Raw genomic sequence first — 22,354 nt, forward strand, 5'->3', positions numbered from 1 at the left:
TTGTACTAACTGATTTAACATAAGGGTTACCAGAAAGTGCTTTAATCTCTTTCTCTGTAAATATCTTTTTACTCATTCTGTTTTTCCCCAATCCCTATTTTTTCTCTTAATTATACAAAAAAGTACCCCATAGGTAGACTTTTTATAAGTGTCTACTCTATAGGGTACATTTTATATATAATAACCCACTCGGTTTTATTATTCCCAAGGATAAGGATATACTTATGTTAATTATAGTTGTAGAAATCAAAAAGGAGTGTTACGGATGAGATCTCCAAAAGTATTACTTATTGGATCAGTCATAACTGACATAGCTATCATTATATATTTACTAACATTAATTGATGAGATGGGTATCGGTCTTGTTATTTTATTGTCTGCTTTATTACTCGGGGCAACTTTTTTCACATATAGAATCATGTCCAAAATATAATGTAACAGAATTATCTACAATGAACACCTAATTTAAATATGGTGTTCATTGTGTTCAATACCATTCTCCTTTAGCTATATTCACTACCTTTCCACCAACATGAATGGCGTATTCTTCATTAACCATCTCAGCTTTTATATGTATGAGAGATTCCCTTTGAATTTCATAGCCTTGCTCTACCTTTATATCTATCTTCTTATTCTTTAAATAATCGTGTTTTAATAGATAGCCCGCTAAACATCCATTTGCACTTCCTGTTGCAGGATCTTCAGGTATCCCGAATATATCGACAAAAACACGAGCATTTAGATGATGTTCTTCATTATATGTATCACGACTAAATACAAGAATTGCTTTAGCTCTTGTATTTTGCGTTAGTGAAACTAATTTCTCTTGATTAACCTTTGCTTTTTTTACAGCTTCTAGGTTTTTTAAAGGTACGATAATAAATGGCAATCCTGTTGATACATCTTGAATCGGATAGTTAGAATCAAAGTCACCTTCCTCTAATTGTAGAACTTGACTAACTTCCCCCCATGAAAACTCTTCCGCAAAATCTGGTTGATTTTGCTTCATCCAAATAATAGAATCATCAAATGTAACTGGAATATCTCCTACCTTTAACTTTAATGTTACACGATCCTGCGATTTCTTCATTAATTCTTTTCTTATAATGTAAGAAGTACCCAAAGTTGGATGACCAGCAAATGGCACCTCTTCATTAGGAGTAAAGATTCTTACATGATAACCTCCATCTTTATCTACCCCACTAATAAAGGTTGTTTCAGAAAAATTTGTTTCCTTTGCAATTTGCTGCATTTCTTCGCTTGTCAAATCACCAATTTCATTGAAGACAGCTAATTGATTTCCTTTATATTTTTCTTCAGCAAATACGTCTACGATATAGTAAATCATAAGTAATCCTCCTTAAATATAAATAATTTCATACTAGAAAAATAATCTATTACTATAATCAAAAATTCAAAATACAACCAACTATATATTTGTATCTATTTTAATTTAATCATGTGGTACAGAATGAAAGGTGTCTGTGTTAAATCATATTCTATATCTCCATTTCTTTTTCCTCTTTTAATTCGTTTACAGAAATACAATAGTTCAAATCAAAATTTATACTATCTCTTTCTAAAAATGGATTCCACTTAAAACCTCTCTAACTTCACCAAAGAGTTGATATAACAAATAATAAAACAAAATAGGATGAAAAGATGAGTAAATCTTTCCAAAATGTACAAAATAACCATACTAAACTTTAAAAATGGATTTGATTTCAATTGAAAAAAACACCGAGACCACTTATTCCGCTAAGCAAGTGGAAGTCAAATGAAAAAGATAATAAAAATCATGCAAATCAAAAAAGCGAAAAATCTCAACTCCTTTCAGAATCGATGGAAAAAATCAAAAAAGATATTGGACATAGTCCAGATATTATTATAAGAGAATTCAAAATTGGTACAGTTGAAATCGTTCATGCAGCTGTAATATATGTTGATGGCTTAGCGGACAAAGACCTAATTCATCACACAATATTACAAAATCTCATGATCGATCTTCGTGAAACAAGATTACAGGAAGAAATAACATCTCAGATAATTATTCAACAAATTAAAGAGTTTTCATTATCAGCTGGAGAATTAGAAATTATTAAGGATTATCAAACAGATTACGAAAAAGTGTATGAAACGATTTTATCTGGTGATTCGGTTATCTTAATTGATGGTTCATCAGAAGCATACAAAATCGGCACGAAAGGCTGGGAAGGAAGAGGTGTTGAGGAACCTACCTCAGAACAGCTTGTTCGGGGACCTAAAGATGGATTCACAGAAAATATCCGAACTAATACATCATTAATTAGGCGACGAATTAATGATATTAATCTTGTATTTGAACCAATCAAAGTAGGAAAAAGATCTAAAACAGAAATTGCGATTACATATATAAAAGAGGTAGCCAATGACAAGATCGTAGAAGAAGTTCGTGAGAGATTAGAAAGAATTGATATTGATGCCATATTGGAAAGTGGCTATGTGGAAAGTTTAATCCAAGATGAAACTTATACTCCTTTTCCAACTGTATACAATACCGAAAGACCTGATTCTGTTGTTGGGGGACTTTTAGAAGGAAGAGTCGCAATATTAGTTGATGGTACGCCTTTTGTTTTAGTTGTACCAGCTTTATTTATCCACTTTATGCAATCTAGTGAAGACTACTACCAACGAGCCGATATCTCTACATTGATTAGACTCCTAAGAGTTGGAGCATTCTTACTCTCTCTATTAACGCCAGCTGCTTATATTGCAGTGACAACGTATCACCAGGAAATGCTACCAACCACATTATTGGTGAGTCTTACTGCTCAAAGAGAAGGAGTACCCTTCCCTGCATTTATAGAAGCTGTTTTTATGGAATTAACATTCGAAATCTTACGTGAAGCAGGAATTCGAATGCCAAGAGCTGTTGGAGCAGCTATTTCCATTGTTGGAGCACTAGTTTTAGGACAAGCAGCTGTTGAAGCTGGATTAGTGTCTGCTACAATGGTCATTGTTGTTTCTTTAACAGCGATAGCTAGCTTTGTTACCCCTAAATTCAATATGGCCATATCCGTTAGAATGCTTCGTTTTGGTTTCATGATTTTAGCTGCGACCTTTGGTTTATTCGGAATTATTCTCGGCTTAATCATCTTAATTGCTCATTTATGTAGCTTACGATCATTCGGAGTTCCCTACCTCCTGCCATTTGCACCATTTGTTCTGAAAGATCAAAAGGACGGAATTATTCGTTTATCACTTTGGGGAATGAAGACCAGACCTAAATTAATTAGTGGAAAAGATAAAGTTAGAGAAAACACTCCTAAACCATCACCTTAAACCAACAAAATGGAGGGAAAACACTTGTTCAAAAAATATATGTTTATTGCTCTAATTTTCTCTCTATTATCTGGTTGTTGGAGTGCTAAAGAATTAACTGAATTAGCAATTGTATCTGCAATGGGAATTGAAAAATCTGGTGATGAGTATGAAGTGACAGTTCAAATCATAAACCCAGGAGATATTGCAGGGAAAACACAAACAACTAGGGTTGCTGTTTCTACATATTCTATTAAAGGCAGATCTATTTTTGAAGCAATTAGAAAACTATCAAAGCATGCACCTAGAAAATTATATTTTGCTCACTTACGTCTTGTTGTAATTGGTGAGGAATTAGCCAAAGAAGGAATAAGCAAAGCATTAGAATTTATGTCAAGAGATCATGAATTTCGTACTGACTTTTATCTTGTAGTTTCTACAAAAAACTCACCATCGGAAATACTAAATGTTTTGACACCCATTGAAAAAAATCCATCAAACAAAGTTTTTAATACAATTGAAGTTTCTTATAAAAACTGGGCTCCTACAGCAAGAGTAAATTTAGATGAACTCATTAATAAGCTAACCTCTACCGGAAATAACCCAGTTTTAACAGGAATCATTATTGAAGGTAACGAAAATATCTCTGGTTCACTTGAAAATGTTGAAAGTATTCCCTCTCCTGCTAATCTGATTCTTGAGAATATTGCGATCTTTCAAGATGAAAAATTAGTTGGCTGGCTAGATCAAGAAGAAAGCAAAGGCTATAACTATATTACAGATAATGTCATCAATACAGTAGCAGTTCTTGATTGGCAAGATGGAAATATCACTCTTGAATTTACAAATTCCTCCACAAAAGTAACAGCTATCACCAGTGGAAACAATAGACCAAAAATAAAGGTAGATGTATTTCCTGAAGGTCAGATCGGAGAGGTTCAAGCAGATATCGATTTAACTAATGAAAAAGATATGAAAGAACTCGAAAAAATAACGAACGAAAGAGGAAATAAAGTTTTAACTGATGTTATTAAAAAGGCACAGAAATTGGAAACTGACATATTCGGCTTTGGTGAAGCCATCCACCGAGAAGATCCCAAAACATGGAGTAAAATAGAGGATAAATGGAATGAAGAGGTTTTTCCAGAATTAGAAGTAGAAATAAATTTTCAAACTACAATACGTAGATTAGGAACAACAAACGAATCCTTTCTTAATGAGATGGAGGGTAAGTAGTGGCAATTAAAATAATTTTTTATCTATTTATTGTCTCAGGATTAAGCTATTGGGAAGCCGGAAAAATGAGGAAAAATAAACAAATGAAAGAAATGTATACCTATTTGGTCATCATTGGAATAACTAGTATCATCTATATCACTCACATATTAAAATTTCCTATCCCTAACCCTTTAGAAGGAATTAAGTTTATATATGAGCCGGTTGGTCAATTTGTCGATCAAATTCTTGGAGGTGGTGCAACTTGAAAAAAGAAGTTGTTCTTTCTTCCTCTCAATTTAGTATCTTAATTATTTTATTCGTAATGGGTAGCTCTGTTTTATTTTTGCCGGCTATGCTTACAGGTATCGCTAAACAAGATGCTAGTTTTTCTGTGATAATTGGATCCATTTCTGGCGTATTAGTAGCATACTTCTATGCTCATTTTGGCAGATACTTTCACAATAAAAGTTATATTGAAGCTATAAAAGATACATTCGGTTCTAAAATCGCAGTATTTTTTGTTCTCTTTACCTTTTCCTACTTAATATTTCTTTGTTCCATTCTTATATGGGATATTGGTGATTTTATCATAACTCAGATTCTACCTGGAACACCCATTCAATCAATTTATATTTTATTTCTAATTGTTGTGGTCTATGTAACTAGATTAGGAATTGAAACTCTAGCAAGAACAGCTGAAATTTTTCTGCCATGGGTTTTTTTATTATTCTTAATCTTAATTATCCTTCTTTTCCCTGAGCTTGAATGGACCAATGCGTTACCGATCTTTGAGAATGGCATAAAACCATCTTTATATGGTGCTTACTACATGATTGGTTTTCCTTTTCTTGAATTATTTACTTTGTTAATGTTTACTCCTTATATAAAAAGTAAAGATAAACTATCTAAAGCTTTCTTAATAGGCGTAACAATTGGATCAGTTGCTTTAATCATTTTAACCGTTTATTGTGTGCTTATTTTAGGTCCGGGAATTACAACTAGACAAGAATACCCTATTTATGTTCTTGGGAAAAAAATCAGTTTGGGCAATTTTCTTGAACGATTAGAAATAATTGTAGCGATTATGTGGTTTATTAGCATTTTTTTTAAACTCACGCTTACTTTCTATGCGCTATGTCTCGGTATATCACAATTTTTAAACTTAAAAAGTTATAAGGTAGTGACAATTCCATCTGCCATTTTCTTCTTTGTCATAACCCTTATTTTGATACCAGATTCTGTTTATATTAAAGAGTATTCCAAATATACGAACACACCATATATCATAACAGTCGGGTTAATAATACCAGCCTTGGTTTACATAACTGCTCTTCTTAAGAAGAAGTTCAAGAGTCCATAATATATAATAACGGTGCTTTTCTATCGACGTTATAAAAAAAATTAAAGAGGCAGGGACATAATTAAGTATCATACAAAAAGAAAATAGACCTAAATTCAGTTAAGCTAAAAAGAAACGAGTTTGTTCCATTGCGCTGCAGACACTGTGCCTCCCTTCAGCTACGCCTGCTTAGTTCTCAGCCTTTCCTCTATTTCCGTAGTTGACCTAGTATCTTCCGTTCCATTCCACTATTACTTAAAAAATTGTATACAATATCTAATATCTATTGCAGGCAGTAAAAGACCCGAACTCTTAGGCGAAAGATTGATTGAAATATCACCTAATAGATCGGGTTTTTCATTAGTTTAAATATTTATGTCCCAGCATCTTCTTTTCGTACTTTTACGTTGTCATCTCAGATTGAACATAATAGTAAAGCAAGTTAGCTGTATGTTCAAGTGAAGTGTAGTGTGTCCGTTCAAATGCATGTGAAGCATCAATACCAGGTCCTATTAAGCCGTGAACTAAATCGTGTCCAGAGCGAATAGCAGCAGAGGCATCTGAGCCATAGTATGGATATATATCTACTTTGTACGCGATGTTATTTTGCTTAGCAAGTTCAATTAGTTTTTTTCGCAAACCATAATGATAAGGACCACTTGAATCCTTAGCACAAATTGACACCGTAAACTCATCTGTTCTTTGACCATCACCAATAGCACCCATATCAACAGCTAAATATTCAACTGTTTCAGGAGGAATATTTGAGTTGCCTCCATACCCAATTTCCTCGTTATTTGAGATTAGAAAATGCGTTGTGTATGGGAGGCTTATCTGTTCTATTGTTATTTTTTTAATTAAATTTAATAATAATGCCACACTAGCTTTATCATCCAAATGACGTGACTTGATAAAACCACTTTTTGTTATCTCAGCTCTAGGGTTAAAGGATATAAAATCACCAACCTCAATTCCAAGCTTTCTTACATCATCTGCATTATGTACCTTTTCATCAATTCTTACTTCAATATTTTTTTGATTTCTTTCTAATTTTCCCGCATCTTTATAAACATGGACAGATGTTTGATGCATAAGAATTGTTCCAGAATAAACTTCTCCATTAATGGTCTCAATTTGGCAATACTCTCCCTCAATTGAGTTATAAGTAAATCCACCTATTAAATCAATCATTAGTCTTCCAGTTGATTTGATTTCCTTCACAATCGCCCCTAAGGTATCAACATGTGCAGTTAACATTCTATGTTGATTTTTGTTTTCTCCAGGAATGGTTACGAGTAAGCCACCTTTATGGTTTCTCTTCATATCAACATGAAAATCTTTTAAATATTTTTCTACAAATGAGATAATTTCAGTCGTATGACCTGAAGGACTAGGGATTTCCACTAATTCTTTTATAAGCTGCATTGTTTCTGATGTCATTGATTTCATAAGATCTCCTTAACAATTTTTTGATTTGTAGTTCTCTCATATTGTAGCTTACATAAAAGAGATTTAAAAACATTAATCCAATGTATAGAGTTACTAAATACTATAAATGAATAGGATAAACTCAAATTAATAGTTACATGTTTTCCTCTTATGTATTATGTTCTTAATTAAGGTTCTTTAAATTCTTTCCAATTGATCTAGTTATGTGATAAATGTATTGCATTCTCTAAAGTAATATCATCAAGTTTTATAATTTGTCATAATAAATAATTCCTAAGGAGACAGTAAGATGAATAAAAAGGGTGTTTCTAGAAGATATGATTTAGACTGGTTAAAAGTCATCGCTACTCTGTTTGTTTTTTTGTACCATTGTTCCATGTATTTCAATCCCTTTACTTGGCATGTCAAAAATAATCAACTTGATAACGGCATTATTTTAACTATTTCTTTATTAATAGGAATTTGGATTATGCCGCTTTTCTTTGTATTATCAGGAATTAGTACATCGTATTCCTTGAGTAAAAGAAATGCTAAATCATATTTACTTGAACGATTTATTCGATTAGGTATCCCCTTACTTTTTGGGATATTTATTCTTTCACCACCACAAGTATATATTGAGCGGCTAGATCACAGTCAATTTTCAGACTCATTTTTAGCATTTATTCCACATTATTTTAACGGATTTTATTTAGAAATTGGAGGTAGTGGGAATTTCGCTTTCGTTGGATTACATCTATGGTATCTTTTGGCACTATTAATCTTCTCTATTATAACAATGCCATTATTACTTAAATTTCAACCTATAAAGCAAGTATCATTTTACCAGTTTATATTTATTCCTATAGCATTTACCCTTGTTTCTATATTTAGTATGACTGTAAATCTTGGGGGCTGGGATTTATTAGTTTACCTGATTTTATTTTTAGTAGGATACTTCTTTTTTTCTAGCAATTCTATTTTACGCTTAATTCAGCAAAAATTAAGCTATCTGTTAATTATAACGATCATTTCATTATCAACTTATATCATATGGTTTCATTTAGGCGTTCCAGAGAAATCGAATAATAGTTATTTTATTTTTGTGTTTTTATCCGTGATTAGCAGTTGGAACCTTATTCTTAGTTTTTATTATCTGACTTTTAAGTATTTATCTTTCACCAATACTACCCTTAAATATTGTAGTGAAGCAGCTATGCCTTTTTATGTTCTTCATCAACCTATCATTGTGTTGATTGGGTTTATGATTAAAGATCTTCAATGGCCAATTTTAATAAAGTTTCCTGTTCTTATATTTGTTTCATTTATTTTAATTGGAACTATTTATCATTTTGTTATACGTCATTTTAACGTGTTAAGAATACTATTTGGAATGAAAGGGAAAGGAAATCCGAATAAAACAGTAAAAAGAAACAGTATATTAGCATAAATAGGTTAAGGTTAGGTTTGCAGAATTAATATACTGCTATACATAAACACTTGTTAATTGAAGTGAGTTAAATAGCCTCGTAAAAAAAGCGTTTAAAAGCATTACAGACGCTTTTTTCACGAGGAGGCTTCCATGTTCTATAAAAATTGCTTTCAACAGAATTAAACTAAACCAGTCACTTAAATGCTCCTTTAACAGTTAATGCAATCTATTAGGAACAATCTTTCAGAAAAGAGCCTTACTTTATATGCAGAAACACTGTTTCTTCCTTTTATATGATACCAACATCTCTCTTAAAAACTCATTATCCCCCAAAGAAAAGATCTAAAATATTCGAAGTAGTTGAAGCTTTTTTATTATAAAACTCGGAATAACCACAAGAATTACAATAGACAACGATAAATTGGTTGTTTTGAACATCAAACATCTTTGATAACCCTGTACCTGTCATTGCCACTTCCTTTTTCCCGGCATCATGACTACCACATTTTATACATCCGTTAGCTTTCATTACCTTCACTCCCTCAAACTTTACTTATCTATTTTACGGATGACTACTTCCAAACGTTTCATTATTCTCCATCAATGTATGTATTACATTACGTCTAAAAGGTATCAAGAGGACAAGTACCACTATATACATTGTTTAATAGCAAAAATAGTAAAAAAACAAAAGGCCGCAAGCGACCTTTTGTTTAATTTGAGTCTTTATCCTAAATAAGCAGCTCCAACGATAATTAAAAGAATGAACAATACAACGATTAACGCGAAGCCTCTACCTGCACCTGCTACTGGTGCAGCATATCCAGCACCGTAACCTGCGCCACAGCCGTAACCACCATAACCGTATCCACCAAATCCGTAACCCATTATAACTCCTCCTTTATTTTTAATAAAAAAAATCCTTTACTTTTTTAGTAACCAACGAAAGCCGAACCTACAATAATTAGTAGGATGAATAAAACAACGATTAACGCAAATCCACCGCCATATCCTGGAGTTGCAACGCTCATCAACAACACCTCCCTTTCGTTGTAATACTACAATATGAAACTGGGGACTTGTCTGTAAGGGCATTCGCACAGTTATCAAAAAAAACTTTTAAATTCGTCGTGACAGGCACGCCCCGAGTTTTGTCGATACTTGGACACACCTGTTTGCAAAATTGTAAGATTTGGTTTTGTTATTATGGGAGAATAAAATGTTACAATGACAATAATGAATGGAAAGACTACAAAGGATCAGGTGATATAATGAAGAAGTTTGTATTTTTTTTAATGTGTCTTTTATGCATGATACCAACAATATCTTTTGCACATACAACGATTACGAATTCTACACCTAGTGAAGGTGCAGTGGTTACAAGTGATTTGTCTGAGTTATCAGTTGAATTTGCTGAAGAAATCGAAAACCAAAGTACATTGTTATTAACTAATGAAAATGGAGAAGATATACCTCTTGATTCCATTACCGTAAATGATAATATCGTTACTGGAAATTTGAGCACACCTTTAGAGAATGGAAATTACACAATAACATGGAAAATAGCTGCAAAGGATGGTCATGCGATTAGCGGGGAAATACCATTTACTGTTGAAGCTATTACAAAAGAAGACTCAGTTGAGGAAATTCCAAAACAAACTGAAAATGTCCAAACTGAGCAAGAAAACAAAGATGACAGCTCCACTAATACGGAAAGCTCTAGTACGGAAGAATTAAGTGAAGACTCAGAGTTAACTGAAGCAAATGAAAGTGAAAATGTTCAAGAAAATAAGGCTTCATTACTACCAACAATTTCAGTTATTGTTTTAGTTGTATTATTAGGTGCTGGAATATTAATGTTAATGCGTAAAAAGAGGTAAGTATGCAGCAAATCATTCCATTAACACAATATGTAACATATATGCTTTTTTCTTATTTAGTTGGATATATTGTTTTACAATATGTACCTGAATCAATGAAACCGAGCATTAAAATCTCAAAACCAAGTCTTTTACTAGCAGTTTTAGGAATTATCATATTAACTTTTTTACCAGTCGTTGAAGTTATTTTATTTTTTTCAACTGAAGGACTTTTTAGCTTAACAGCGTATTCAATCTTAACCGAGTTTCAAGTTGGCATCGCTTGGTTATACGGAAGCTTTTTTGCTGTATTATTATGGATGACCATATATGTTTCAGGATCAAAATATTTACAATCTATATTTTTGCTCTTGATGATTTTATCTATTGGTTATTCAAGTCACGCATCAACACTAAACTTATGGTCTGGTTTATTTTCACACTCCATTCATTTTCTTGTTGTTACGATGTGGGTGGGCGTTCTAATACATGTTAGCTGGATTGCAAAGGGTAATGAAAATTGGTCTAATTTCTTAAAATGGTTTACTCCATTTACAATTGGATTATTTTTAATTACAACAATCTCCGGAATATTTTTAATGCTTTTTGTTGTTCAGCCAGGAGATTATTTTAATTCCTGGGTTCTGCCTTATGGACAAATGATTTTATTAAAACATATAAGTATCATTCCAATCTTAGCTTTTGCATTAATCAATGGATTTCTTGCTAAAAAAGCAGGACAGGATCCCCATTTTAACCCTATTAAATGGGTGCAAGCAGAAACCTTAATACTAATGCTCGTCTTTTTTATTACAGGTGTTCTAGGAACTTTACCACCTCCTCATCAAGTGAACGCGACTGTAATCCAGGAAGGACCAGCTTTTTGGTTGGAAAGTATTCTCAATTATGAAATTGTTGCTCCATTAACTGTTCAGTTTTCACCAGTTTTTGAAGGAATTTCATTACTTTTCATCGCCTTTATTTTTTTAGGTATGATTATTCTAAGCTTTTATAAAAGACTTTCACCATTCATAGCATTAGGATTTGCTTTAACATTTATTGTAGCAACATATTTAGGACTTATGTTTTCAATTTTAATTAAGTAAGACACAAGGAAATTTTGTAGTAGATTTACTATCTAGTTTTTTCCGAGAAAAAAGGATGAATCAATTTAACAGGAGTACTTCCCTTAAAATTGATTCATCCTTTTTATTATAGTCTGGATGTTGCTAATAAAACTTTAAGAATACAGTTCAGTTTTATAGCCCTCATATATCTTTTCTTCAAGTATCAAGTCACTTTATGCTATAAACAATTTTTACACCACTTAGCCTGTATAACCTTTCAAAAAAACAGTTATTAACCTACTATTTTCTTTTGCTCTGACCTAGCAACAGTTATGCCAGTTGATTCTTCAAAATTATAAAGGCTAGTTGGTAAATCTGTAAATCGTTCTAGTTCATTATAAGCAGGTATTCCATGATATGACATATCAAGACCTTCTTCTTCCTCCTCTTCTGTTGCTCTTAAACCAACAGTGATATCAGCTATTTTTGCAATAGCTATACCTCCGGCTAATCCCCAAACTGCAACTACTAATGCTCCAAGCACCTGTATTCCAAGCAGAGAAATAGATCCAGTTGTAAATAAACCCTCTGTTGAATCAAATAATCCTACTGCAATCGTTCCAAAAATCCCATTAAATCCATGAACAGCAACTGCTCCTACAGGATCATCAATTTTCATATTATCTATTAACAAAGTTGCATAGATAACAATAATTCCACTTATAGCGCCAATTATAATGGCACTCCCTTGATCAACAAATGCACAGCCAGCTGTTATAGCTACTAAACCTGAAAGTACTCCATTAATCGTCATACTTGGATCTGCTTTACCAAACTTATTCATTGTTAAAAGTAACGTCACAGTTCCTCCACTTGCACCAGCAAGCATTGTATTGATTGCTATTGAAGCTAAAGATGCATCAGAAGCATCTAATGTACTACCACTATTAAAAGCGAACCAACCAAACCACAAAATAAAAGCTCCACTCGATGCTAATGGTATATTACTAGGTGCAAAAACATTCACACTGCCATCATTGTTAAATCTACCTTTTCTAGCACCTAGTAATTTTGCTATGGCTAATGCGGCAAATCCTCCAACAGCATGAATAGCTGCTGATCCTGCAAAATCCTTCATTCCTAATTGCGCCAACCATCCGTCACTATTCCAAATCCAATGACCTGATATTGGATAAATAAGTAATGTGATAAGTGCGGCTGCAATAATATAAGCTTTAAAATTCATTCGTTCTGCGACTGCTCCAGAAACAATTGATACACAAGCAATAGCAAAACCCATTTGAAATAACACAAATGCTTCACTTGGCAACTCAAGTCCAAGATTAATATTTTCAGGGCTTCCAAAGAGGCTTGTACCGATTAAACCGAATGCATCTTCTCCAAACATAATCCCAAAGCCTATTAACCAAAATGCTAATGCTCCGATAGTTAAATCCACAAAAATCTTCATCGTAACATTTACAGCATTTTTCGTTCGAACTAGACCTGCCTCTAATAAACTGAAGCCACCCTCCATGAATAATACCATCGCAGCTGCTATGACAATCCACACAGTATTTAAATGAATAAGTTCCATCTTTAGAAGCCTCCCTTCATTGTTAGATCGTCAATCGTTATATCCGGCTCACCAGTTCGAATATTATATGCTTCAAGAATTGGGTAAACATAGATCTTTCCGTCTCCATCTTCGCCTGTTTGTGCTGAATCAATAATTGTCTTAATTGTTAAATCAATCATGTGATCTGATAATACAATTTCTAGTTTTATTTTTGGATGTAGCGTTACATTGTAGTTTTTCCCTCTATATACACCTTTTGTATCCTTTTGCTTTCCTCTTCCAACTACTTGAGAAACAGTAAAGCCTGTAATCCCTATACTCTTTAACCCCTTTATCGTTTCGGTAATTTTTTGAGGTCTTATAATCGCTTCTATTTTCTTCAATTTTACCACCTTTTGTTTGTTAGGTTTTCTAACATTATTATGTTAAGTATTATAACACCACCAACAAAAGAGTCAATACTTTAACAGGTAAAAGTTTTCAGAAAAAATAGAATAAATATTTAGGAGCCTTATCAATACAATAATTTTATAAGAAAAGATCAATAAAACAAAAAAGTGTTCACAGGAATATCGCTTCCTTGTGAACACCTACTGCTAAAATATTATTATCTTATTTGACCATTACCACTCATTAAAAACTTAACTGTTGTTAATGCAGGTAATCCCATTGGACCACGAGCATGTAATTTTTGTGTAGATATACCAATTTCTGCACCAAATCCTAATGCACCACCATCAGTAAAGCGTGTAGAAGCATTATGATATAAAGCTGACGCATCTACTAAACTCATAAATAATTTTGCAGTTGCTTTGTTCTCCGTTACAATTGCTTCAGAATGCTTCGTACCATATGATTCAATATGGTCAATAGCTTCTTCAACATTATTTACTGTTTTAACAGCAAGATCTAAGCTTAGATATTCATTTGCCCAGTCTTCTTCATTTGCTAAAACAGAGTTTGGAATATACTTCAAAGCAGTTTCGTCACCATGAACAGAAATCCCATGCTCTTTAAGTGTTTGAATTAATTTTGCACTGTTTTTCTCCAGCCATTCTTTATGAATGATCGCTGTTTCAAGTGCGTTACACACTGCTGGACGGTCCGTTTTTGCATTGACAAGAATGTTTAATGCTTTTTCAACATCTGCTTCAACATCAATATATAAATGACAATTCCCAACACCTGTTTCAAGCACAGGTACTGTTGCATTGTTTACAACTGCACTAATAAGTGATCCTCCACCCCTTGGAATTAACACATCAATATGCTCTTTCATTGTAAAAAGCTGTTGTGTAGCTTCACGGTCAGTGCTTGCAATAAATTGCACCGCATCTTTTGGGATTTTAGTATTACCTAGTGCTTCATGCATAACTTGCACGATCGCTTTGTTTGATGATAAAGCAGATGATCCGCCTTTTAATACGATGGCATTTCCTGATTTAAGCGCAAGTCCTGTAGCATCTACAGTAACATTAGGACGTGCTTCATAAATCATACCAATAACTCCTAGAGGTACTGTTACCTTTTCAACAAGCAAGCCATTTTCAAGCGTCCAATTCGAGATTGTTTTACCTGTAGGATCCTCTAAAGTAGCAACTTGACGAAGACCATCAGCAAAGTCTGTTATTCGTTCTTTAGATAATGAAAGTCGATCCATATAAGCCTCTTCATATCCCTTTTCTCGACCAGCCTGAAGATCCTTTTCATTTTCATCTAAAATATATTGAAATTTTTGCTCTAATTGATCTGCTAAAACATGTAGTGCTTCATTTTTCTCTTCTGTTGATAATAAACTAACCTTTTTCGCTGCTTTTTTAGCTGCTATTGCTTGTGCTTCAACGTTTGTTTGTTCTTTTGTTACAGACATGCAATTCCTCCTTTTTATACTCCAACAGGTAATGATAATTCAAGCTCACAAACAAGATCATCAAAGTGTACAACTTCTTGTTTCTTAGCGTCTTCACCAGTTGTATTCCTAATTTCTTCTAATTCTTCATTCGAATAATTGACAACTCCAAGACCAATTCTTTCACCTTCATGATCAAGAATACGGATTACTGAACCTTTTTCGAATTGTCCATTTACTTGTTCTATATCTGAAGAGTAAATACTGTGCTTATGATCTGCAATTGACATCTTCACATGTTGATTAATCACAAGTTCACCTTCTGGACCCGAATGGAAGGCAATCCATTGCTTCTTCTGATTTAAGTTAACTGTTTCATTAGTTACTTCAAAATAAGTTCCTCTCGCGTCACCATTAACAGCATCACCTAAAATATTTGATACAGTAGCTTTACCTAAGAATGTCGATATACCTGAAGCCATTGCAATCTTTACAGCATCAATTTTCGATTTCATTCCCCCTGTACCAACATTACTTCCGGATTCTCCAGCTCCCTCTTCTATCTCAGGTGTAATTTCATATACCTTTTCAAGCAGCTTTGCTTCATCATTTTTACGAGGATCTGAATCATATAAACCATCTATATCTGATAAAATGATCAATTGATCAGCTTCTACTAATCCTGCAACTTTTGCTGATAAAGTATCATTATCACCAAACTTCAAGCGATCTACTGTTACTGTGTCATTTTCATTTACAATTGGTATAATTCCACGCTCTAATAAAACATTTAATGTGTTTCTTACATTGTTATAGCGATATTCGTCAGAAAAGTCACTACGAGTAATTAAGATTTGTGACGCCACATAGCCATGCGATAAAAAGATTTCTGAATATGCTTCAATTAATAACCCTTGACCAATCGAAGCTGCAGCTTGCTTTTCTGGTAATGACGTTGGTCGATCAATACAACCTAGCTTTCGATATCCTGCGGCAACTGCTCCAGAAGATACGAATACAATTTCATGACCTTCATCTTTTAACAATGCTATTTCATCTGCTAATTTCTCTAGTTTACGTCGACTTATTTCACCGTGTCGACTTGTTAATGAACTGCTTCCTACTTTTATTACAACCCGTTTTTTCTCATTGTCTAGGGCCGTCATTCTATCACTCCTGAGTTGTTTTTGTCTCTTTATCATTAAAAATTCCGTTTAAACTTATAAACTATTTATTTGCAGTAACCAATAAGCTTTCCTGTATTTGCTCACTAATTTCCTTTGAGCGTATTGCTGCATGTTCAACAGCTTTAGAGATTGCTAGACCTCCACCATTATCATCAAGTGCTTTTAATCCTGCAGCTGTTGTACCATTAGGAGACGTTACCTTCTCCCTAAGAACAGTTGGAGTTACATCTTGCTCTTGAATCATTTTAGCAGCACCTACTATCGTTTGAGCGATGATTTGTCTTGTTGTTTCAACATCAAAACCTGCTTCTGAACCTTGCTTCTCCATATGCTCCATTAAATAGTAAAAGTATGCTGGACCACTTCCTGCAAGACCTGTGAAGATATCCATATCCTTTTCTTTAATCGTATAGACTTCACCTATGCACCCTAGTAATTCTTGAGTTAAAATAATATTCTCATTTGATGTTGCATGACCTGGGGAAATTGCTGTAGCTGATTCTCCGATTGTACTTGACGTATTCGGCATGACTCTCACTACCTGTTGGCCATTATGAAGGTTTTGTTCAAGATATGTTGTTGTGATACCTGCTAGAACAGATAGTACGAGTTGATTTGCTCTGATTTGACCAATTAAGTTATTTAAAGCTTTTTCCACATCTTTTGGTTTCATAGCTAAGATAAAAACATCTATTTGATCAAACTGTAACTGATCTAGTTTGATTCCTTTTATTCCATGTTTAGCTTCTAAAGCAGCTAGTCGTTCACCATTTGAACGATTTGTTGCTATAATTTGATGTGCTGGTATCTTCTTAGAATTTACTAAACCAGATATCATTGCTTCAGCCATCGAACCTGCACCTATAAACGCAACTGTCTTTTCGTGTAGCATCTCATCTCTCCAATATCGTTCGTATTTTTGTTCGTATTTTTGCTCACGACTTAATACTAACACGCTCAATTTTATTATCAAGGTATAAGCGATATGTTGTGAGTATTTCTTCCAATTAGTGAGTGTAAGCGTTACCATCTATACATATTTACTTCAAAAAGCGTCTCAGACCTGATAAACGCTTCTCAACCCTTATTTTAAGGAATTACTTAATTCAAATATTGAAAATGTTTATGATATTCAACTAAATTTAGCAAACATGATTTCAATCAAATGTTTTTTAGGACAAGTTATCTCCTTTTTATCTTTTGATTTATCGAAAACAAGATCAAGCTTAAACCACTGTACTCAAATTTATTTTTAAGCATCCTCTACCTTCAAATAAGTGCAACCAACACATTTACCAGTAAAATTAACAATTTCATAACTATTATTGATTTCAGAAGCTCATTTCCCTAATGTTTGATCATCCCAATTTACATAAGGAACGCAATTTCTTATTTCACTTTTTCCTCTCGTTAAAATAACAGTCATATAACATCTTTCTTTTAGATAAGTAGAAAGTTTATCACCTGAAAACCGGGAATCACCTGCAAGTATAATTTTTTTATCTTAATCTCTCCTTACACTACTAAAAGATAAAAGCTTCAAAAAGGTTCAATGAAAATCAGGCATCGAATAAACAACATTAAATTCTAACCTATCAAATAAAGAAACATGTTTCTTCCTATCTATCATGTTAGTTCTATCAAATATGTATAATGTACATCCCTAGTTAATTTGATTTATTTTCCTGTTTCTTGTATTATTAGCTTTTAATATTGCTTCAATTGTTATACAATTCCAATTATGTACGCTTACATATATTGAGTCTTTTTAGATCTTGAAAGGGGAAAGAAAATGAAAAAATTATTACTAACACTATTTATATCTCTATTAGCTCTATCTCTTGCTGCATGTAACAATGATGAAGAGAAAAAGGCAGATGAGGCTAAAACGACGGAAAAAGCAGAGGAAACAGAAGAAGCTGCTGTTGACCAGGAGGAAATGCAAAAAAAGCTGGATGAACAAAAGGTTGAGGCTGATAGTGTTGTGGCAATTGTAAATGGACAAGAAATCAAAGGAACAGAATTTAATGATGCCCTTTCACTATTTCAATCAAACGCAATGAGTCAAGGACAAGATGTAACAAATGATGAGTTAGCAAAACAATTGAAAGATAGCTCGCTTGATTTTATTGTTGGACAAACCTTAATCATGCAAGAAGTTGATAAAAAAGGTTATACAGCTTCGCAGGAAGAAATTGATAAAGCGCTAGAAGCTGAAAAAGCACGTTTTAAAACAGAAGAAGAATTTGAAACAGCTTTAAAAGAAAGTGAGTTAACAGTAGAGGATCTTAAATCTCAAATCTCTGATAATGTTAAAATCACTCAATACCTAGATAAAGACGTTAAAGTTGAAAAAGTAACAGATGATGAAGTAAAGAAGTATTATGATTCCCTTGTCTCAGCTAATGGCGAATCAGAAGAAACACCAAAATTCGAAGACGTTAAAGAAACATTAAAAGCGAATCTAGAACAACAGAAATCACAGCAAGAAATTAGTGCTAAAATTGAAGAGCTACGTAAGGGCGCTGACATAGAGTTAAAAATATAATGCTACTATCTTAAAGGCTGTGTGTTTTTCACACAGCCTTTTACATGTTGATTTATAAAGTGGATTCACTGTAAAATCAAACTTTCGATACAGGAATAACGTGCTTATCCTTATAATCAACGACAACTACCTATCCCGATAGATTTAAAAAGTATAAAATACCATACATAAAAAGTAACCTAGTTGTTCATACTATCACTAAGGACTTGTAGCTCAACGTTTAGAGCAGTCAGTAGTAAAAGCACCTTTATTGCTGTACTTCTTGTGGGTTTAAATCCCACCAAGTCCTTACATTCTCATAAAAGTTTCTTTAAACAAAAGAACGTGCTCCGATGTAAGAAGCACGAATTTTACCGATTACTATTCAACTATATTAACAAAAATTTCATTAACAACTGGTTCTTTTTCAATTAATTCTGCTTCCTTCATCCAGCTTATTGTTTCTTCCCATTGTTTCTTATCTTGGCTACCAAAACCTGATTCAGACTTCATTAAAGGTAATAAAATCTCCAAGCTTTGAACCTCAACTTCCTCAACTAGGGGAAAATTTGCTTCATCTTGATTGCTTAATAAAATCTCTAATGCTTCCTCTGGATTTTCAGCAGTAAATTTATATCCTTTAGTTGCTGCTTTCCAGAATGCTTTAATTTCCTCTTGCTCTTCTTCCCATGTTTGATCACTTGTTACAGCAACAAGTTCATAGTAGCTTGGAATACCAAATTCTGTTGGGTTAATATTTCGAGTTTCGTGACCCTCGTGCTTTAATACTGGTACTTCATGATTAATATACGCTCCAATTACAGCATCTACATTTTTACTCACAATTGATGAACCCAGTTCAAAACCAACATCAATCATTTCAACATTTTCAGGATTACCACCATCATTTTTAACCATTGATTGAATAAGTGATTCATTTAACGGAATACCAGGGAAGCCTACTTTTTTACCTTCTAAGTCTTTTGGAGACTGTATTTCACTATCTTCCATAAATATAACTCTATTTAGAGGAGAACGAACGATGGCTCCTACTGATTTTATTTTAACATCTTGGTTTGCACGTGCTATTATAACATCTGGTTGATAAGAGATACCAAGTGTTACCTTTCCGGCTGCTGCTAAATTAATTGGATCTGTTGGATTTGCTGGAAATTGAATATCAACATTCAGTCCTTCTTCTTCAAAATATCCTTTTTCTTTAGCGATGTATAAATAACTATGAACAGCATTTGGATACCAATCCAGCATTATACTAACATCTTTTAACTGTTTCTTTTCTTCTCCACCTGTACTACTTTTTCCAGCACATGCAGTTAACAACCCTACTACTATACATAACATCATTATCAATACTTTTTTCATTCTGTTTTCCTCCATTTTAATATTCTTTTTTCCACTGCACCAACAATCACAAAAAGTAAAATTCCAATTGCTGATAAAATAACGATTGGTGCGAAAACGCCTGCACCATCAAATTGAGTCATCATCCGTCTACTAAAATAACCTAATCCTGCTTGTGCACCAATCCACTCACCTATTGCCGCTCCAATTACACTGAGTGTGACAGCTACCTTCAGTCCAGAAAAAAAGTTTGGAGCACTACCTGGAACTTGTAGCTTAAAGAAAATATCTTTCTTTCTTGCACCCATTGTTAATAATAAATCTTTATATTCCTTATTCGTCGCACGTAATCCATCAAAGGTATTAACGGTAATTGGAAAAAACGTGATCAAAACGGTTACGATAACCTTGCTCCAAATTGAATATCCAAACCAAAGCACAAAAATTGGTGCTAATGCAATTATTGGAATTGTTTGAGATGAGATGAGTAGCGGATAAAATGTCTTTTCCACTGTTTTATTCACACTCATCCAAACTGCAAGTCCTAATCCAATAACAATTGATATAAAAAGTCCGATTAGTATTACCAAAGCTGTTGCTGGTAAGTGATTAAGAAACAAAGGCTCTCTTAACTCCCAAAGCTTTAGTAAAATTTCAATAGGTGTCGGTAAAATAAAGCCTAAATTAACAATACGAGCTCCAATTTCCCAAATACATAGAAGAATTACAACGAGTAAACACGAAGCTCCGTATTTTTGTATATATGTCATAAATTCACCTTCGCTCGTAACTCATCTAGCAACATTTCTTTTAACTCAATCATTTTGGGTTGATTTAAATCCTTTAAAGTTCTTGGTCTTCCTAGTGGAACGTTAACCTCCTTTAACTCTGTTACAGGCTTTTCCGTAAAAATAAAGATTCGATCTGATAAAAATAATGCTTCATTTACGTCATGAGTTATAAATAAGATCGTATTTTTACGTTTCTGCCATTGAGTCACAAGCCATTCTTGTAAAGATAATCTCGTAATCGCATCAAGAGCACTAAAAGGCTCATCTAAAAGGAGGATTTGTGCACCACTTAAAATAGACCTTAAAAAAGATACACGCTGCCTCATTCCCCCTGATAATTCACTTGGAAATTTATCTTCTACCCCAGCTAAACCAAACTCTTCAAGTAAATTAACCACTTGAGTATATGCTGTTCTTTTTTTGATGCCTTTAATTTCTAGCGGAAGTAATGCATTTTCAACAATCGTTCTCCAAGGCAACAACAAATCCTGTTGTGGCATATAACCTACTTGACCAAGTCGATTAGAAACAGATTTATTTTGTAATAAAATGGAACCTGAGGTTTGTTGTTCTAATCCTGTTACAAGCTTAAATAACGTACTTTTCCCTGAGCCACTAGGACCGATAACACTAACAAATTCACCTTTATTAATTTGTAAATCTAAGTTCTTTATTATTGGAATCGGCTCATTTTCATACTGAAAAGTAACATTTTTAAACTGTAAAGCTTGATCATTCATCTGTAGGCCACATCTTTTCGTCAAATGCCATATCCCAAAACATATACTCAAAGCGAGTTGTATTTAAAAATATTTCCTCTAGTTTTGCTAACTCTACTTCTGGTTTACCTTCTGTTAGTTCATCCATTAAATCAATACACCATGTTGCAAGCTGACCAAATTCTTCTGAAGCGTACATACTAATCCACTCTCCATAAAATTCGTGCTCACTTGCTCCTGTACGACTATTTAAATCCTTACCTATTTCCCAATAGCTCCACATACAAGGTAAAAGTGCTGCAACAAGTTCTGCAAGTGTCCCATTTTGACTAACATGTAGCATGTAGTGAGTATAAGCCAAGGTTGTTGGTGATGGTTTTGCTGCTTCAAGCTCCTCAAGCGTAACGGAAAATTTCTTCGCATATTGACGATGAAGCTCCATCTCTTCATTTAATGTTGAATCCAATAATGCGGCAAACTTCCCCATTGTTTTAAGGTCTGTTGCCTTAACAGCTCCTAATGCAAAAACCTTTGCATATTCTATTAAATACAAATAATCCTGAATCATATAAAAGCGAAATTTATTTTTATCTAATGTCCCATCACCCATTCCTTGTACAAATGGATGTGCATGATTTTTTTGCCAAATGGGGAGTACATTTTCATAGAGTCTTTCACTGAACTTCATTTCGATTTA

At 33.5% G+C, this 22,354-nt stretch carries 23 protein-coding genes and 1 tRNA gene; 10 read left to right on the forward strand and 14 right to left on the reverse strand.

All coding sequences use genetic code 11. The features are described from left to right. Positions 1-265 precede the first annotated feature (265 nt). Entirely contained in the window at positions 266-433 is a 168-nt protein-coding gene (locus JOC75_RS07880; RefSeq protein ID WP_204953557.1) for a hypothetical protein, read from the forward strand. Positions 434-487: 54 nt separating this feature from the next. Here JOC75_RS07880 and JOC75_RS07885 read toward each other — a convergent pair whose 3' ends face one another. Continuing rightward, positions 488-1,348 (reverse strand): PhzF family phenazine biosynthesis protein, encoded by an 861-nt coding sequence (locus tag JOC75_RS07885; protein WP_204953558.1) that lies wholly within the window; start codon positions 1,346-1,348, stop codon positions 488-490. A 494-nt stretch (positions 1,349-1,842) separates the two neighbouring features. Between JOC75_RS07885 and JOC75_RS07890 the strand changes: the two genes are divergently transcribed. Genes JOC75_RS07890 through JOC75_RS07905 form a run of 4 tightly spaced genes read left to right on the forward strand, consistent with a single transcriptional unit; the run spans position 1,843 to position 5,878 of the window. After that, entirely contained in the window at positions 1,843-3,321 is a 1,479-nt protein-coding gene (locus JOC75_RS07890) for a spore germination protein (protein ID WP_204954181.1), read from the forward strand. Positions 3,322-3,345: 24 nt separating this feature from the next. Further along, a complete protein-coding gene (locus JOC75_RS07895) occupies positions 3,346-4,536 on the forward strand; it encodes a Ger(x)C family spore germination protein (protein ID WP_204953559.1) in 1,191 nt (396 codons plus the stop codon). Beyond that, positions 4,536-4,784, forward strand: coding sequence for a hypothetical protein (locus JOC75_RS07900; RefSeq protein WP_204953560.1), 249 nt, complete (start codon positions 4,536-4,538; stop codon positions 4,782-4,784). The genes JOC75_RS07895 and JOC75_RS07900 overlap by 1 nt, the downstream gene beginning before the upstream one ends. Continuing rightward, positions 4,781-5,878: a GerAB/ArcD/ProY family transporter gene (locus JOC75_RS07905; protein ID WP_204953561.1), complete on the forward strand. Its 1,098-nt coding sequence runs from the start codon at positions 4,781-4,783 to the stop codon at positions 5,876-5,878. The genes JOC75_RS07900 and JOC75_RS07905 overlap by 4 nt, the downstream gene beginning before the upstream one ends. A gap of 381 nt (positions 5,879-6,259) precedes the next feature. Here JOC75_RS07905 and JOC75_RS07910 read toward each other — a convergent pair whose 3' ends face one another. Continuing rightward, entirely contained in the window at positions 6,260-7,297 is a 1,038-nt protein-coding gene (locus tag JOC75_RS07910; protein ID WP_204954182.1) for a M42 family metallopeptidase, read from the reverse strand. 298 nt (positions 7,298-7,595) lie between these two features. Between JOC75_RS07910 and JOC75_RS07915 the strand changes: the two genes are divergently transcribed. Then, positions 7,596-8,735 carry an acyltransferase family protein gene (locus JOC75_RS07915; protein ID WP_204953562.1) on the forward strand — a complete coding sequence of 380 codons (1,140 nt, stop codon included), beginning with the start codon at positions 7,596-7,598 and terminating at the stop codon, positions 8,733-8,735. Positions 8,736-9,039: 304 nt separating this feature from the next. Here JOC75_RS07915 and JOC75_RS07920 read toward each other — a convergent pair whose 3' ends face one another. The 3 genes from JOC75_RS07920 to JOC75_RS07930 form a co-directional block, all read right to left on the reverse strand. Further along, the gene (locus JOC75_RS07920) at positions 9,040-9,246 is read right to left on the reverse strand and encodes a zinc ribbon domain-containing protein (protein WP_204953563.1); all 207 of its coding nucleotides are present in this window, start codon (positions 9,244-9,246) and stop codon (positions 9,040-9,042) included. Positions 9,247-9,443: 197 nt separating this feature from the next. After that, the gene (locus tag JOC75_RS07925; protein ID WP_204953564.1) at positions 9,444-9,605 is read right to left on the reverse strand and encodes a YjcZ family sporulation protein; all 162 of its coding nucleotides are present in this window, start codon (positions 9,603-9,605) and stop codon (positions 9,444-9,446) included. A gap of 44 nt (positions 9,606-9,649) precedes the next feature. Continuing rightward, positions 9,650-9,748 (reverse strand): YjcZ family sporulation protein, encoded by a 99-nt coding sequence (locus tag JOC75_RS07930; RefSeq protein ID WP_204953565.1) that lies wholly within the window; start codon positions 9,746-9,748, stop codon positions 9,650-9,652. Between the two features lie 279 nt (positions 9,749-10,027). Here JOC75_RS07930 and JOC75_RS07935 point away from each other — a divergent pair, with 279 nt between their 5' ends. Continuing rightward, on the forward strand, positions 10,028-10,597 hold the full coding sequence (locus JOC75_RS07935) for a copper resistance CopC family protein (protein WP_204953566.1): 570 nt from the start codon (positions 10,028-10,030) through the stop codon (positions 10,595-10,597). A gap of 2 nt (positions 10,598-10,599) precedes the next feature. Next, positions 10,600-11,682, forward strand: coding sequence for a copper resistance D family protein (locus JOC75_RS07940; RefSeq protein WP_204953567.1), 1,083 nt, complete (start codon positions 10,600-10,602; stop codon positions 11,680-11,682). A gap of 253 nt (positions 11,683-11,935) precedes the next feature. Here JOC75_RS07940 and JOC75_RS07945 read toward each other — a convergent pair whose 3' ends face one another. From JOC75_RS07945 to proC, 5 genes are all read right to left on the reverse strand, one after another. Next, positions 11,936-13,240 carry an ammonium transporter gene (locus JOC75_RS07945; RefSeq protein WP_204953568.1) on the reverse strand — a complete coding sequence of 435 codons (1,305 nt, stop codon included), beginning with the start codon at positions 13,238-13,240 and terminating at the stop codon, positions 11,936-11,938. Between the two features lie 2 nt (positions 13,241-13,242). Then, positions 13,243-13,605 (reverse strand): P-II family nitrogen regulator, encoded by a 363-nt coding sequence (locus tag JOC75_RS07950; protein ID WP_204953569.1) that lies wholly within the window; start codon positions 13,603-13,605, stop codon positions 13,243-13,245. Positions 13,606-13,829: 224 nt separating this feature from the next. Next, positions 13,830-15,092: a glutamate-5-semialdehyde dehydrogenase gene (locus JOC75_RS07955; protein WP_204953570.1), complete on the reverse strand. Its 1,263-nt coding sequence runs from the start codon at positions 15,090-15,092 to the stop codon at positions 13,830-13,832. A gap of 14 nt (positions 15,093-15,106) precedes the next feature. Beyond that, positions 15,107-16,237 (reverse strand): glutamate 5-kinase, encoded by a 1,131-nt coding sequence (proB, locus tag JOC75_RS07960; protein ID WP_204953571.1) that lies wholly within the window; start codon positions 16,235-16,237, stop codon positions 15,107-15,109. Between the two features lie 61 nt (positions 16,238-16,298). Further along, a complete protein-coding gene (proC, locus tag JOC75_RS07965) occupies positions 16,299-17,150 on the reverse strand; it encodes a pyrroline-5-carboxylate reductase (RefSeq protein ID WP_204953572.1) in 852 nt (283 codons plus the stop codon). Positions 17,151-18,050: 900 nt separating this feature from the next. On the opposite strand from proC, the gene JOC75_RS07970 reads away from it, so the two are divergent. Both JOC75_RS07970 and JOC75_RS07975 read left to right on the forward strand, forming a co-directional pair. Next, positions 18,051-18,806 carry a SurA N-terminal domain-containing protein gene (locus JOC75_RS07970; protein WP_204953573.1) on the forward strand — a complete coding sequence of 252 codons (756 nt, stop codon included), beginning with the start codon at positions 18,051-18,053 and terminating at the stop codon, positions 18,804-18,806. 202 nt (positions 18,807-19,008) lie between these two features. Further along, positions 19,009-19,095 (forward strand) — tRNA-OTHER (locus JOC75_RS07975). Positions 19,096-19,166: 71 nt separating this feature from the next. Here the strand turns inward: JOC75_RS07975 and JOC75_RS07980 are convergent. From JOC75_RS07980 to tenA, 4 genes are read right to left on the reverse strand one after another with little or no spacing between them, the layout of a single operon-like run. Continuing rightward, entirely contained in the window at positions 19,167-20,168 is a 1,002-nt protein-coding gene (locus JOC75_RS07980) for an ABC transporter substrate-binding protein (protein WP_204953574.1), read from the reverse strand. Next, positions 20,165-20,908 (reverse strand): ABC transporter permease subunit, encoded by a 744-nt coding sequence (locus JOC75_RS07985; RefSeq protein ID WP_204954183.1) that lies wholly within the window; start codon positions 20,906-20,908, stop codon positions 20,165-20,167. Before JOC75_RS07985 ends, JOC75_RS07980 begins: the two co-directional genes overlap by 4 nt. Positions 20,909-20,913: 5 nt before the next feature. Next, positions 20,914-21,678 (reverse strand): ABC transporter ATP-binding protein, encoded by a 765-nt coding sequence (locus tag JOC75_RS07990; protein ID WP_204953575.1) that lies wholly within the window; start codon positions 21,676-21,678, stop codon positions 20,914-20,916. Then, positions 21,671-22,345 (reverse strand): thiaminase II, encoded by a 675-nt coding sequence (gene tenA, locus JOC75_RS07995; RefSeq protein ID WP_204953576.1) that lies wholly within the window; start codon positions 22,343-22,345, stop codon positions 21,671-21,673. The genes JOC75_RS07990 and tenA overlap by 8 nt, the downstream gene beginning before the upstream one ends. Positions 22,346-22,354: the final 9 nt, after the last annotated feature.

Origin of the sequence: Metabacillus crassostreae, from assembly GCF_016908395.1 — a bacterium.
Classification (GTDB): Bacteria; Bacillota; Bacilli; order Bacillales; family Bacillaceae; genus Metabacillus; species Metabacillus crassostreae.

Excerpts from the sequence above, each read along its gene's own strand:
- JOC75_RS07885 (WP_204953558.1), bottom strand. The coding sequence starts at position 1,348 with ATGATTTACTATATCGTAGACGTATTTGCTGAAGAAAAATATAAAGGA.
- JOC75_RS07970 (WP_204953573.1), top strand. The coding sequence starts at position 18,051 with ATGAAAAAATTATTACTAACACTATTTATATCTCTATTAGCTCTATCT.
- JOC75_RS07910 (WP_204954182.1), bottom strand. The coding sequence starts at position 7,297 with ATGACATCAGAAACAATGCAGCTTATAAAAGAATTAGTGGAAATCCCT.
- proB (WP_204953571.1), bottom strand. The coding sequence starts at position 16,237 with ATGACGGCCCTAGACAATGAGAAAAAACGGGTTGTAATAAAAGTAGGA.
- JOC75_RS07990 (WP_204953575.1), bottom strand. The coding sequence starts at position 21,678 with ATGAATGATCAAGCTTTACAGTTTAAAAATGTTACTTTTCAGTATGAA.
- JOC75_RS07930 (WP_204953565.1), bottom strand. The coding sequence starts at position 9,748 with ATGAGCGTTGCAACTCCAGGATATGGCGGTGGATTTGCGTTAATCGTT.
- JOC75_RS07935 (WP_204953566.1), top strand. The coding sequence starts at position 10,028 with ATGATACCAACAATATCTTTTGCACATACAACGATTACGAATTCTACA.
- JOC75_RS07980 (WP_204953574.1), bottom strand. The coding sequence starts at position 20,168 with ATGAAAAAAGTATTGATAATGATGTTATGTATAGTAGTAGGGTTGTTA.
- JOC75_RS07940 (WP_204953567.1), top strand. The coding sequence starts at position 10,600 with ATGCAGCAAATCATTCCATTAACACAATATGTAACATATATGCTTTTT.
- JOC75_RS07890 (WP_204954181.1), top strand. The coding sequence starts at position 1,843 with ATGGAAAAAATCAAAAAAGATATTGGACATAGTCCAGATATTATTATA.
- JOC75_RS07920 (WP_204953563.1), bottom strand. The coding sequence starts at position 9,246 with ATGAAAGCTAACGGATGTATAAAATGTGGTAGTCATGATGCCGGGAAA.
- JOC75_RS07955 (WP_204953570.1), bottom strand. The coding sequence starts at position 15,092 with ATGTCTGTAACAAAAGAACAAACAAACGTTGAAGCACAAGCAATAGCA.
- JOC75_RS07880 (WP_204953557.1), top strand. The coding sequence starts at position 266 with ATGAGATCTCCAAAAGTATTACTTATTGGATCAGTCATAACTGACATA.
- JOC75_RS07945 (WP_204953568.1), bottom strand. The coding sequence starts at position 13,240 with ATGGAACTTATTCATTTAAATACTGTGTGGATTGTCATAGCAGCTGCG.
- proC (WP_204953572.1), bottom strand. The coding sequence starts at position 17,150 with ATGCTACACGAAAAGACAGTTGCGTTTATAGGTGCAGGTTCGATGGCT.
- tenA (WP_204953576.1), bottom strand. The coding sequence starts at position 22,345 with ATGAAGTTCAGTGAAAGACTCTATGAAAATGTACTCCCCATTTGGCAA.
- JOC75_RS07915 (WP_204953562.1), top strand. The coding sequence starts at position 7,596 with ATGAATAAAAAGGGTGTTTCTAGAAGATATGATTTAGACTGGTTAAAA.
- JOC75_RS07925 (WP_204953564.1), bottom strand. The coding sequence starts at position 9,605 with ATGGGTTACGGATTTGGTGGATACGGTTATGGTGGTTACGGCTGTGGC.